Below are 13,855 nucleotides of genomic sequence, written 5' to 3'. Positions count from 1 at the left end.
ATAATAAAAACATAATGTTGCTAATACATGAGGCTGTTACTCATAAAACAGGCTATATGTAAGATAACGATAGTATTAAAAAGTCTATTTTTCAGATGTTATCTCTAAATAATTTCATTTTTTGATATTATAATCTTACTTTTAAGGTAGTGTGGCATATTGTGTTGAATTATTTGCATTAGCCCCCCTAAGTAACATGAATTCTGGTAGAATAGCGAGCTTTGATGTCTTTCTTTCTATGACTTCATCATGTTGCCAATGGGTATATTGATCGTAATACCAGTGATGAGTTTGAAAGTCATACCAAAATTATTATGACAATATGATTGTTGAATGATTATTTTGGTATTACTTGATAATGATATGTGCCGCAAAGACAGGTGAGTTTTTAACCCTGTAAAATATGATTATCCCACGATAACACTGTTATACAGGTAGTTACCCAATGCAGTTAATAGCTTAAATGTTTATTTAGGTCTACTGCGTTTGTGTGCTTGTCTTTTAGGAATGGGGAAATGGAAAAGGCATTGTGCTAATTCATTTCTTTAATTGATTAACTTGGAGGTTTTCATGGCTGTCGCTGCCAACAAACGTTCGGTAATGACTTTGTTTTCCGGTCCGACTGATATTTTCAGCCATCAGGTCAGAATTGTCCTAGCGGAGAAAGGTGTCAGTGTTGAAATTGAACAGGTTGAAGCTGGTAATCTTCCACAGGATCTTATCGATCTAAACCCTTACCAAAGTGTACCGACTTTGGTTGATCGTGAGCTGACTCTGTATGATTCACGCATCATCATGGAATACCTTGATGAACGCTTCCCTCATCCTCCTTTAATGCCAGTTTATCCTGTTGCTCGTGGTAGCAGCCGTTTAATGATGCATCGCATCGAGCATGATTGGTATTCTTTAATGAACACCATCGAAAAAGGAACTGAACAGCAAGCAAATGCTGCTCGTAAACAGTTAGCAGAAGAGCTACTGGCTGTATCTCCTGTGTTTAAAGAATATCCTTACTTTATGAGTGAAGAGTTCAGCTTAGTAGATTGCTACCTTGCTCCTCTGTTATGGCGTTTACCAGTGCTCGGTGTAGATTTAAGTGGTGCTGGCGCTAAAGATGTACAAATTTATATGCAGCGTGTTTTTGAGCGTGATTCTTTCCTCGCGTCATTAACCGAAGCAGAGCGTGAGATGCGCTTACCTTCAAGAGGGTAATTAAGTATGGAGATTATGGATATGTCTCCGCGTCGTCCGCATTTATTACGTGCGCATTATGACTGGATCATCGAAAACGATTTAACACCACATTTAGTTGTTGATGTGAATGTTGTCGGTGTTCAAGTCCCAATGGAATATGCGCATGATGGTCAAATTGTACTAAATATTTCATCTCGTGCTGTAGATGAATTAGAGTTAACACCGTATCAGGTTTTATTTAGTGCAAGCTTTGGTGGCATACCTCGTAAAGTGCGAGTGCCTATGGCTGCTGTTATGGCTATTTATGCGAGAGAAAACGGTGCGGGAATGATGTTTGAGCCAGAGCCTGCTTATGAATCTGGTGCATCATTACAGTTTGCTGAAGATGAGCATCAAGAAACACCAGATGCTCCTGTTGGCGAAGTCTTATCATTAGTAACGGATAAACCTGTTTCTGATGATGTAACGCCACCAGATGATGATCCAGAGCCACCTCGTCCTACAGGTCGTCCATCATTGCGTGTAGTGAAATAAGAGATTATCTTATTTGTATTAATGAAAAACCCAGTTCATTGAACTGGTTTTTTTTGTACATAAAAAAACGCCCTATATTTCTATAGGGCGTTTAAATTAATGATTGGGCTGAAATTATTTCAGCAGTTCTTCTAAACAACCAGTGTAAAGATTAACTGCAGTCATTAATTGTTTTTCGTCGAAGTCAAAGCCTGCTTGGTGGTGACCCGCTGTTCTATCGGCACCAACAACGAAGTACAGTGATTTACCACCACAACGTTGTACACGTTTTGCTAATACTGTTGCATCTTCACTACCACCGAATGGGCGAGTTGCAACCGCAGTTAGTTCAGAATGTTTACCTACAACTTTGGTCATAACATCAATCAGTTCTTGGTCATTCGTCAAGTCAACGGCTTCACCCATGATTTCGCTTTCCATTTCTAACTGGAAGCTATGTGCTGCGCCTTCAGCCATACGTACTGCATTTGCAGCCATAAAGCTGTTGATCTCTTCATTTTCACCACGAACTTCAATTTGCATTTCTGCGTTAGCTGGGGTGACGTTACGGCCTTCACCGGCTTTTAATACACCGATGTTGATACGTGACATTCCTTTACCATGGCGAGAAATGCCCAGCATTTGTGTTGCCGCGTGGCAAGCACCCGCTAAAGCATTACGACCAAGTTCTGGCTCTGCGCCTGCGTGAGATGGTGCGCCTTTAAAGCGGAAGTCATATTTAGTGGTACATAAGAAATGTGTTGGGTTAATAACAATTTCACCACTGTTGGCGATAAAGCCTAAGTGAGCACCTAAGAAGTAATCAGCATCATCTGCGATACCACTTTCTGCCATTGCACGAGCACCACGAACACCTTCTTCTGCTGGTTGGAATAGAATTTTAACTTTACCAACCACTTTATCTTTATTCTCAACTAACCAGTGAGCAACACCTAAACCGATAGAGATGTGTCCATCGTGACCACAAGCATGCATTTCGCCTGCGTGACAAGAAGCAAAGTTTTCTGCATGAGGACGGTGTTTTGCTTCTGTTGCTTCGTTAACACCAACACAGTCAATATCAAAACGCAGTGCTACTGTTGGGCCTGCTTTACCACTGTCAAAGATAGCCACACAGCCAGTTAGCTCTTTCATTTCATCAAGTAGAGCTTCATCAACTTTATGCTCTCTTGCAACAGCTAGACCTTTTTCAACGACTTGACGGCGGCGACCAAAAGCAAACTCTTGATTGATAACGTCTGGGCCAACTTTAACTTCTAAACCTAAGCTACGTAGTTCTTTGACGATTTTTGCTGTGGTTAAAAATTCTGACCAACCAATTTCTGGATATTGGTGAAACTCACGACGCCATTTAATTAATTTTTCTAGTGTAATTGCTGACATATTCATTTCTCCACTTATAACATGAATAACGCAACAGCGATGACGCCGATAATCATACCCGGTGCAGTACGTTTTGCGATTTCCATAGGGTTTACGTTTGCAAGACCAGCACAAACAATTGCTGCACCTGCCAGTGGTGACATAGTACGACCTAACGCGCCAGATAATGCCGCTGCCATACCCATGTCTGGGATTTCATAACCGAATTGTGCAGCATGAGGTGTTACTGTTTCGTTGAATGCGAATGCTGCTGCGTCACCAGAACCTGTGATAATACCCATTAAGAATGGCCCTAAAGTACCACCCCAGCGAGCGAATTCAGGAGAATGAGTTAAGAAGTTGATGAACGCGTCGATTAAACCAGATGCTTTCAGACCTGCTGCGAATACTGCTGCTGCAATGATGATACCTAATACATCACCATAAGCATTACCCATACCTTTAAAGAACTCTTTCGTAATTTGAGCTGGGTTAGTTAATGTGATGAACAGAGCATAGATAGAACCGATTAACATTGCCGCTGGTACAGACAGTTTAAATGTACTGAAAGTCTCGAAGAATGGCAGAATTAACAGGATTAATGGAATGAAAGGTGCTGTTGCATATAAGTAGTTAGGGCGAATAGCTTCTGGCGTTGCTTGTGCTGATGAAGATGATGCATCACCCGCAACAGAAGCCATTTTGAACTCTTTTTTCACTAAAGCGACAACCGCCAGTGAAACTGCTGCGATACCACCAGCCATTAAGCTATATGGGCTATGGCGAGCGATTAAATCAACCACTTCCATATTCGCCATGTTAGCAACGAAGGCGTTATGCGACATACCTGGGCTTAGCATTGAGCCGATAGTACCACATAACACTGCACCACCAGCAATAGCTGGGTGAATACGTGCTGCGATTAATAATGGAATGAGTGTCGCACCTACCGCTGCCGCACAACCTGCTGCTGATGGGATTGCGATATTAATAAAATACGTTACGACAACCGTAGCTGGAATAAGGAAGAAGCCCAGACGAGTCATTACTTTTGATAAAACATGAACCAGATGCATATCGCATTTGGTATATTTCATAACATAAGCAAAACCCATACTCGAACAGATTGCTTGAATTAATGATGAAGATACCATGCGCTCACTAAATGCGGCAAACGCATCTAATGGGCTTAGGCTCAAAATACAAAGCAATAAACCCGCACCGATAAGTACCATTCGGGTTTCATATTTTTTTATTAGCAAATAGACAGTTACGATAATAACGGCTACGGCTATAAGTTGCATCACCATGGTGATCCCCTAGTTAATTATGACAATACTATTAATTATGAAAGCGAACCTAACATCAATAAATTATATTTTTCTGTAAAGTTATTAGGTGACTCCATTATGAAGTTGGTAGGTTGACAATATTTGATTGTTATCAAATTTAATAGCCGAAATAAAATCTATTTTTTTAGACTGTGATGTTATTAACAAATGCTGTAAAACAATGATCATTAAAAGATGACAAAAAGGTTAAATAAAAAGAGATAAAGTAAAAAATACGAAAATAAATTATATTTACTATAGATAAGGAGTGTTATTTTGATACAAAAAAGAATATCGCTTTTTATCAAAATATTATTCTATAAATTATATTAAATGGTAATGAGAATGATTATTTGGTCTGATATCTTGATGATCCTTAAATACTATTTATTAATTTCACCGATAATATTGCAAAATTATCCCACTTAAATTAAATGGGATAATAAACAAGAGAAATTGTTATTTAAAATAACGGAAATAAAAAATATTTAACATGATAAATATTGCAATATTCCTTCGGCAGCTTCTCTTCCTTCTGCTATTGCTGTTACCACAAGATCAGAGCCTCGTACAATATCGCCTCCAGCAAACACTTTAGGATTTGTTGTTTGATTTGGTATTTCTTGATTATCTGAAATAATAATTCTGCCTGAAGATGCATATTCAATATTATTTTCATCTAACCATGGATAATGTGCAGGTTTAAAGCCAAATGCCAGAATAACCGCATCAGTAGATAACAAATGCTCACTTCCTTCAATCGGCGTTAATGTTTTATCACTTTGAGTTTTAATAACGCGAATACCAACCACTTTATTTTGATTATCAACTTCAATATCTATAGGTTGAAGATTAAATAAAAATTCGCCGCCTTCTTCTTTGGCGTTTTTTACTTCACGTTTTGAACCTGGCATATTGCTTTCATCACGACGATAAACACAAGTGACTTTATTTGCACCTTGTCGAATTGCAGTACGCACACAGTCCATTGCGGTATCGCCACCGCCTAATATCACTACATTTTTATCTTTAAGGTCGATATAAGGTGTTTGAGGATCTTCACCATAACCCATTAAATAACGTGTATTACCAATTAAATAAGGTAGGGCGCTATAAACACCATCAGCATTTTCATTAGGAAAATGACCGCTTAAACTGTGATAAGTGCCCAATCCTAGAAAAACCGCGTCATATTGTGTTATTAGGGTATTTAGGGCGATATCCTTGCCTATTTCCGTATTAAGGCAAAACTCGATACCCATTTCACTAAATAATTCGCGGCGTCGGATCATCAGTGATTTTTCGAGTTTAAAAGAGGGTATCCCAAACGTAAGTAATCCCCCAATTTCTGGATGTTTATCATAAACAACTGGTTTCACACCTTGACGAATAAGAACATCTGCACAGGCAAGACCCGCAGGGCCTGCGCCGATAATCGCAACTTTTTTATCAGTCATTGTGACGTGAGAAAGATCGGGGCGCCATCCTTGTGCTAAGGCGGTGTCATTGATGTAACGTTCAATATTGCCAATTGTGACTGCACCAAAATCATCATTAAGCGTACAGGCACCTTCACAAAGCCTATCTTGAGGACAAACGCGACCACAAATTTCAGGCAAACTGTTTGTTTGATGAGAAAGCTCGGCCGCTTCAATAATACGTCCTTCGTTTGCCAGCTTTAACCAATTAGGAATGTAATTATGAACAGGGCATTTCCATTCACAATAAGGATTCCCGCAACCTAAACAGCGATCAGCTTGTGCGGAGGCTTGCTGTGGTGAAAAGGCCTCATAGATTTCAACAAACTCAATTTTACGAATTGCTAACGGTTTTTTAGTCGGCTCAACACGATTTAAGTCGATAAACTGATACACATTCTGACTCATAATATTCTCCTATTGTGCCTGAACGCGTAATTCAGCAGATGAACGACGAGGATGACCAAGCAACGCATTGACATCACTGGACTTTGGCTTAACCAACTTGAAGTGTTGTGACCAATATTCCCACTGTGAAAGTAATCTTTCTCCTTGCTGTGAGCCTGTTAGTCTGACATGTTCTGCAATCATGCCACGTAGATGTTCAGCGAGAATGGCAAAGGATGCAACAGGAAGCAACTCAATCGACGAAGTGTTGATCCGTTGCGATAATGTGAGGTCTTCATCTAATAGATAGGCAAATCCCCCCGTCATTCCTGCACCAAAGTTAATCCCTGTTTTACCGAGAACGCAGACAATACCGCCCGTCATATATTCACAGCCGTTATCACCAACGCCTTCAACAACAGCAATCGCGCCGGAGTTTCTGACGGCGAAACGTTCACCTGCCAAGCCTGAAGCATACAGTTTCCCGCCTGTTGCGCCATAAAGGCACGTATTACCCATAATGGTTGCATGATGATTTTTAAAAGCAGAACCAACTGGAGGCGAAATTACAATACGACCGCCCGCCATACCTTTGCCAACATAATCATTTGCATCACCGACTAAGGTTAATTCAACGCCTTGTGCATTCCAGACACCAAAGCTTTGACCTGCGGTGCCCGTAAAATTGAGTTTTATAGGTGTTGCAGATAACCCATTCTCGCCATATTTCTTAGCAATAATGCCAGATAACGTTGCACCCACAGAGCGGTCTGTATTACGAATATCAAAATAGTGTGTTTGGCTTTTTTGCTGTTCAACGGCTTCAATCGTTTGAGTAACAATACGCTGGTTTAATTCACCTTTATCATAAGTTTCATTATTTTCCTGACAATAAAGGGATTTACCTATGGGGGATGTCACTGTTTCTAGTAATCCGCCTAATGATAGTTTTTGTTGTTTGCTTGTCACACCTTCTAAACAAGAAAGCAGATCAGTACGACCGATTAAGTCGGTAATTTTTCGTACTCCGAGCAATGCCATTAACTCACGGGTTTCTTGTGCAATAAAGCGGAAGTAGTTAATAACACGTTCAGGTAATCCATGATAATGGTTACGACGTAGCGTTTCATCTTGAGTTGCAACACCCATTGCGCAATTATTTAAATGACAAATACGTAAGTATTTACAGCCTAACGCGACCATAGGGCCTGTACCAAAACCAAAACTCTCTGCGCCTAAAATCGCCGCTTTAATAATATCGAGTCCTGTTTTTAATCCGCCATCGACTTGTAAACGAATTTTATGACGAAGATTGTTTGCCACTAGCGCTTGTTGGGTTTCCACTAAACCTAATTCCCACGGACTACCTGCATATTTTACAGAAGTTAAAGGACTTGCACCTGTACCTCCGTCATAACCTGCAATGGTTATCAAATCCGCATAGGCTTTGGCAACACCAGTAGCAATGGTGCCCACACCAGGCTCTGATACGAGTTTTACAGAAATCAGTGCAGTAGGATTGATCTGTTTTAAGTCGAAAATAAGCTGTGCTAAATCTTCAATAGAATAGATATCGTGATGAGGTGGCGGTGATATTAAAGTAACACCAGGAACAGCGTAGCGTAATTGCGCAATATAAGGGGTGACTTTATCGCCGGGAAGTTGTCCTCCTTCACCGGGTTTTGCTCCTTGTGCGACTTTGATTTGCAAAACATCTGCACTCATTAGATAAGAAGGCGTCACGCCAAAACGACCCGAGGCAATTTGTTTAATGCGTGAGACTTTATTAGTACCGTAACGAGCCGGATCTTCACCGCCTTCGCCTGAATTTGAAAAGCCGCCCAATGTATTCATCGCTTGCGCAAGGGCCTCATGAGCTTCTTTGCTTAGTGCCCCAATTGACATTGCGGCGGTATCAAAGCGTTTAAATAATTCTGTTTCAGGTTCGACTTCTTCAATCGAGATAGGCGTTGCCTTGTTATTGAGGACTAGCATATCGCGCAATGTGGTTATTGGGCGTTGTTGTACCAGACTAGCATAATGCTGATAGTCGGCATATTCCCCGCTATTTACCGCTTGTTGCAGTGCTTGAACGACATCAGGATTGTAGGCGTGATATTCCCCTTTATGTGCATATTTCAATAATCCCCCCGCATCTAAAGGGTAACGGGTTAACCAAGCTCGTTTAGATAGATTAAATAAGTCGTGTTCAAAATCACTAAAGTCAGCGCCATTAATCCGATTATCAACGCCCGCAAAGCAGAGTTCGACAACGCTATCATTTAATCCCACCGCTTCAAAAAGTTGAGAGCAACGGTAGGAAGCTACGGTTGAAATGCCCATTTTGGACATGATCTTATACAATCCTTTATTTATGCCGTTGCGGTAATTAAGCATTACTTGGGCATAGCTTGCTTGCAGGATTTTTTTATCAACACGTTGGGCTAAAGATTCATAAGCAAGGTAAGGGTAAATAGCGGTAGCACCAAATCCGAGTAATACGGCGAAATGGTGAGGATCACGGGCACTAGCGGTTTCGACAATAATATTGGCATCACAGCGTAAGTTATTATCTACCAATGCTTTTTGTACCGCGCCAACTGCCATAGGAGCAGGAATAGGCAATCGCTCTTTAGTGATATTTCTATCTGATAAAACCAATAATACCGCACCACGGTGAACTTCCTGTTGTGCTTTTGCGCATAATTGGCGTAACGCTGTTTCTAAGTTGCATTCTGTTGGTTGATATGTGATATCAAGATGAACAGATTGGTAATAAGGACTTTCTTGATTAATAAGCTGTTGGAAATCGCTATAAAGCAAAATAGGCGATTTAAAACTCAGTCGATGAGCTTGACCTTCCGCTTCGCAAAACACATTCATCTCGCGCCCAATGCAGGTCGCTAAAGACATAACATGTGCTTCTCTTAATGAATCTATGGGAGGATTTGTTACTTGCGCAAATTTTTGTCTGAAATAGTCATAAATAAGCCGAGGGCGTTGAGAAAGTACAGCAAATGGCGTGTCATCGCCCATTGATCCTGTGGCTTCTTGCCCGTTTTCTGCAAACACATGCAAAATGCTTTCAAGTTCTTCTTGGCTATATGCAAATTGTTTTTGATAAGTGGCTAATAAAGTGTCATCAAAGGCACGTTGTCCTGTAGCTTGTTGTTCTGGTAACTCTTCAAAGGGCGTTAAACGTTTGACATTGCGCTCTAACCACAGTTTATAAGGATGGCGTCTTTTTAAATCTTCATCGGTTTCGGCAGAGTGCAAAATACGCCCCTGATGAGTATCAATGACCATCAGCTCGCCAGGACCTACACGTCCTTTTTCTCGCACTTCATCAGGCTGATAATCCCAAATACCAATTTCAGAAGCACAAGTGATGATGTTATCTGTGGTAATAACGTAACGAGCAGGGCGCAAACCGTTTCTATCTAGCGTACACGCAGCGTAACGACCATCTGATAATACAATACCTGCGGGGCCATCCCAAGGCTCCATATGCATTGAGTTAAAATCAAAAAAGGCACGAAGATCTTCATCCATTTGTGGATTGTTTTGCCATGCAGGCGGCACTAACAATCGCATTGCACGAACAATATCCATACCGCCATTGAGAAAAAGTTCTAGCATATTGTCGAGTGAACTTGAATCTGAGCCACTCTCATTGACAAAAGGTGCTGCACTTTGTAGATCAGGAATAAGTGGCGTATGGAATTTATAGGCACGCGCTCTTGCCCATTGACGATTGCCTGTAATGGTATTTATTTCACCATTATGAGCAAGATAGCGAAAAGGTTGCGCAAGAGGCCATCTTGGTGTGGTGTTAGTTGAAAAACGCTGGTGGAATAAACAAATTGAAGATTCCATGCGTAGATCGGCAAGATCGGTAAAAAAGCGCGGTAAATCAATGGCCATGCAGAGACCTTTATAGATGGTCACTAAATTAGAAAGACTACAAATATAAAAATCATTGTCAGTAATGCGCTTTTCAATACGTCTGCGGGCAACAAAGAGTCGTCTCTCAATATCACTTATCCGCCATCCTGCGGGGGCATTAACAAAAACTTGTTCGATTAAAGGAAGAGAAGAAAGGGCAATACTCCCTAAAATATCAGTGTTAATAGGCACTTCACGCCAGCCGACAATAGAAAGTGTTTCACGTTGTAGCTCTTCTTCAACGATGAGACGGCATTGTTTGGCAATATTGGGATCTTGGCTTAAAAATAGCATCCCTACGGCGTAATTTTTTGCTAAATGCCAGCCTTTTTCTTGTGCAACTAATTGGAAGAAACGCTCTGGTTTTTGTAAGAGTAATCCGCATCCATCGCCGGTTTTACCATCAGAAAGAATAGCACCACGATGTTGCATTCTGGCAAGACCATGTATGGCATTTCTGACAATCTTATGGCTGGCTTGCCCTTCAATATGCGCGATCAACCCAAACCCACAATTGTCTTTTTCCTGTGTCTTTTGATAGAGCATTTTTTTGCTTCCTACTTTGTTTACTGAGCACCTCAAAACAGAGCGCAAAAGGAACGTTTTGGCTCAAAGTATGTAGGTAAATTTATGGGTGCTCAGTCGGGTGATGTTGTATTTGCCTAGCTTGGAGTGTTTTTTATATTGCTATGCAATGCCTTTTCAACTTATCGATAAATAAAAATCAGGTCAATGTGTAGGGATATTTGACTGAGATAAAATAGATAAGGATATTTTTATTTTAATGCATTGATTAATAACTAAATTATTCTATTTTAAAATAGTATGAGAGCGATTTTTTAATGTGAGCTATATCACTTTATTTGAGCGGTTTAGCTTTATCTCATCCTTTAATGATAAAAACGGGTAGTGAGTTATTCTACTGAATATATTGATTTTGGAGTTTTATTGTTTTTATACATTTTGTATAAAAAAAGACAAATTGAATTTTTTCTAATAAGGTCTATTTATCGTTGATATTGCTATCGTCTATGTTGCTTAGTTTTTGTATTATTTTTATGAATGCATATGTCTGAATAGATTCGTTGAGAGAAAATAGAGGGTTAAATCAAACAAAGTAATGAGAAATAACCACTCTTAGCAAGATTTCTGAATGTTCGCCACTGCGCCAATTCATTTTTGGGTTATCATTCCATAGATTCAATATATTGGAGTTTTCAATGAAATTGCTCAAAGGGCTTGCCCAATACTACGTTGACTTAATGATGAGGCTGGGGCTAATTCGCTTCTCATTGTTGTTAGCTTCTGCATTAGTTGTTTTAGCGATGGTTGTTCAAATGGCGGTGACATTCTTGCTTGCAGGTGATGTTACCAGTATTGACCTTGTTCGCTCTATTTTCTTTGGGCTGATTATTACGCCTTGGGCTGTCTATTTTCTCTCTGTTGTGGTTGAACAACTTGAAGAATCACGACGCCGTTTATCTCGTATGGTGGATAAACTAGGTGTAATGCGCCAGCGCGACTTAGAGCTTAACTCTCAATTGAAAGAGAATATTGAGCAATTAAACTTGGAAATTCAAGAGCGTGAAAAAGTTGAAAAAGCACACCTTGAACTACTAGAAAAACTAAAAAGTGAAATGAAGCGTCGTGAATTGACGCAAATCGAGCTTGAACAGCAATCCTCACTTTTACGCTCATTCTTAGATGCCTCTCCTGACTTAGTTTATTACCGCAATGAAGATAATGAATTTTCAGGATGTAACCGTGCGACGGAATTACTGACAGGCAAAAGTGAAAAGCAACTTATCGGTTTAACACCACTTGATGTGTATGACGAAGATATTGCGATAAAAGTGATGGAAACGGATGAAAAAGTCTTCCGTCATAATGTGTCGCTCACTTATGAGCAGTGGTTAGTTTATCCTGATGGCCGCAAGGCTTGTTTTGAACTGCGCAAAGTGCCGTTTTATGATCGTATTGGTAAACGTCATGGCTTAATGGGCTTTGGACGTGACATTACAGAGCGTAAGCGCTATCAAGACGCATTAGAGAACGCGAGCCGTGATAAAACCACCTTTATCTCAACAATCAGCCATGAATTGCGTACACCGCTAAATGGTATTGTTGGATTAAGCCGTATCTTATTGGATACCGAGCTTTCACCAGAACAACTCAATTACTTAAAAACGATCCATGTGAGTGCGATTACGTTAGGGAATATTTTTAATGACGTGATTGAGATGGACAAAATTGAGCGTAGAAAAATTCAGTTAGATAACCAGCCAATTGACTTTACTGAATTTATTTCTGATTTAGAAAACCTGTCTGGATTGTTAGTACAGCCAAAAGGATTGAAATTCACACTCGAAGCTGAAGAAACGCTACCGCATAAGATAACCTCTGATGGGACTCGATTACGTCAGATCTTATGGAATCTCATTGGTAATGCTGTGAAATTTACTCAAGAAGGTGAAATCAAAGTGCGTATTTGGCAAGAAGCGCCAGATAAGTTGTTATTTGAAGTGAAAGATAGCGGAATTGGTATTCCAAAAAGTGAGCTTGAGAAGATCTTTGCTATGTACTATCAAGTCAATGATAGTCAAGGTGGTCGTTCTGCAACGGGAACGGGTATCGGACTTGCTGTCTCAAAACGCCTAGCACAGCATATGGGCGGCGATATTCGTGTTGAGAGTGAGTTAGGTGAGGGTTCTACCTTTACCCTCTCTATCGTCGCTCCTGCGATTGAAGAGCACCACGATATCGAAAGTGATGATGAACTCTTATTACCTGCTTTAAATATTCTGCTTGTTGAAGATATAGAACTTAACGTGATTGTTGCCTGCTCTGTTTTAGAAAAATTGGGTAATACCGTTGATGTGGCAATGACAGGACAAGAAGCGTTATCGATGTTTAAGCCTGATGAATATGACTTAGTGCTACTAGACATTCAATTACCTGATATGACTGGCTTCGATATTTCAAGAAAATTACGTCAAGAATTCGACAGTAATGAACTTCCTCCTCTTATCGCTTTAACAGCAAATGTTTTGAAAGACAAAAAAGAGTATTTGGATGCGGGAATGAATGATGTGCTAAGTAAACCACTTTCTGTGGATGCACTTACCGCGATTATCAACAAATTCTGGGGTGATGGTGCGGTTTCTGTGCCATGTAATGAGTCATCGGAATTGTTGAATAAAAATGAAGAATTATTAGATATAGACATGCTGAATCAATACATCGAACTTGTCGGACCTCAATTAATCACTGATGGTTTAGATGTTTTTGAAAAGATGATGCCAAGTTATATGTCAGTTCTTGAATCTAACCTAACAGCGCGTGATCAGAAGGGCATCACTGAGGAAGGACATAAAATTAAAGGTGCAGCAGGTTCTATTGGTTTAAAACATTTACAGCAACTCGCTAAACAGATCCAATCACCGGAATTACCTGCTTGGTGGGACAATGTACAAGAGTGGGTCGATGAGCTAGGGAAGGATTGGAGAAAGGATGTAGAAAGTTTAAGAAACTGGTTGGCAGACGCTAGAAAAAAATAACCCCAACCGAAGTTGGGGTGCGCGAATACTGCGCCAACACCAGGGAAACTTTTCTATCCGCTTTTTT

Annotated in this window: 7 protein-coding genes; 3 read left to right on the top strand and 4 right to left on the bottom strand. The window is 40.3% G+C overall.

The features are described from left to right. Positions 1-570 precede the first annotated feature (570 nt). Complete coding sequence (gene sspA / locus ACNARN_RS05600) at positions 571-1,212, top strand: stringent starvation protein SspA (RefSeq protein ID WP_023582862.1); 642 nt, start codon at positions 571-573, stop codon at positions 1,210-1,212. Between the two features lie 6 nt (positions 1,213-1,218). Then, positions 1,219-1,728: a ClpXP protease specificity-enhancing factor gene (sspB, locus tag ACNARN_RS05595; protein ID WP_160229959.1), complete on the top strand. Its 510-nt coding sequence runs from the start codon at positions 1,219-1,221 to the stop codon at positions 1,726-1,728. 114 nt (positions 1,729-1,842) lie between these two features. On the opposite strand, the gene ACNARN_RS05590 is transcribed toward sspB, so the two are convergent. The 4 genes from ACNARN_RS05590 to gltB all read right to left on the bottom strand — a co-directional run bounded on the left by ACNARN_RS05590 (position 1,843) and on the right by gltB (position 10,777). Further along, positions 1,843-3,111, bottom strand: a complete 1,269-nt coding sequence (locus tag ACNARN_RS05590; protein WP_109371927.1) for an amidohydrolase — start codon at positions 3,109-3,111, stop codon at positions 1,843-1,845. 14 nt (positions 3,112-3,125) lie between these two features. Continuing rightward, the gene (dcuC, locus tag ACNARN_RS05585; RefSeq protein ID WP_109371925.1) at positions 3,126-4,400 is read right to left on the bottom strand and encodes a C4-dicarboxylate transporter DcuC; all 1,275 of its coding nucleotides are present in this window, start codon (positions 4,398-4,400) and stop codon (positions 3,126-3,128) included. A 509-nt stretch (positions 4,401-4,909) separates the two neighbouring features. After that, complete coding sequence (locus ACNARN_RS05580; RefSeq protein ID WP_198619283.1) at positions 4,910-6,307, bottom strand: FAD-dependent oxidoreductase; 1,398 nt, start codon at positions 6,305-6,307, stop codon at positions 4,910-4,912. Positions 6,308-6,316: 9 nt separating this feature from the next. Then, positions 6,317-10,777 carry a glutamate synthase large subunit gene (gene gltB / locus ACNARN_RS05575; RefSeq protein WP_416304230.1) on the bottom strand — a complete coding sequence of 1,487 codons (4,461 nt, stop codon included), beginning with the start codon at positions 10,775-10,777 and terminating at the stop codon, positions 6,317-6,319. A gap of 674 nt (positions 10,778-11,451) precedes the next feature. On the opposite strand from gltB, the gene arcB reads away from it, so the two are divergent. After that, entirely contained in the window at positions 11,452-13,788 is a 2,337-nt protein-coding gene (gene arcB / locus ACNARN_RS05570) for an aerobic respiration two-component sensor histidine kinase ArcB (protein ID WP_198619285.1), read from the top strand. Positions 13,789-13,855: the final 67 nt, after the last annotated feature.

Source organism: Proteus sp. TSJ240517 (assembly GCF_047921575.1).
In the GTDB taxonomy this organism is placed as follows: Bacteria; Pseudomonadota; Gammaproteobacteria; order Enterobacterales; family Enterobacteriaceae; genus Proteus.
The sequence above is the reverse complement of the archived record's forward strand: the minus strand, read 5'-3'. Positions and strand labels throughout refer to the sequence as shown.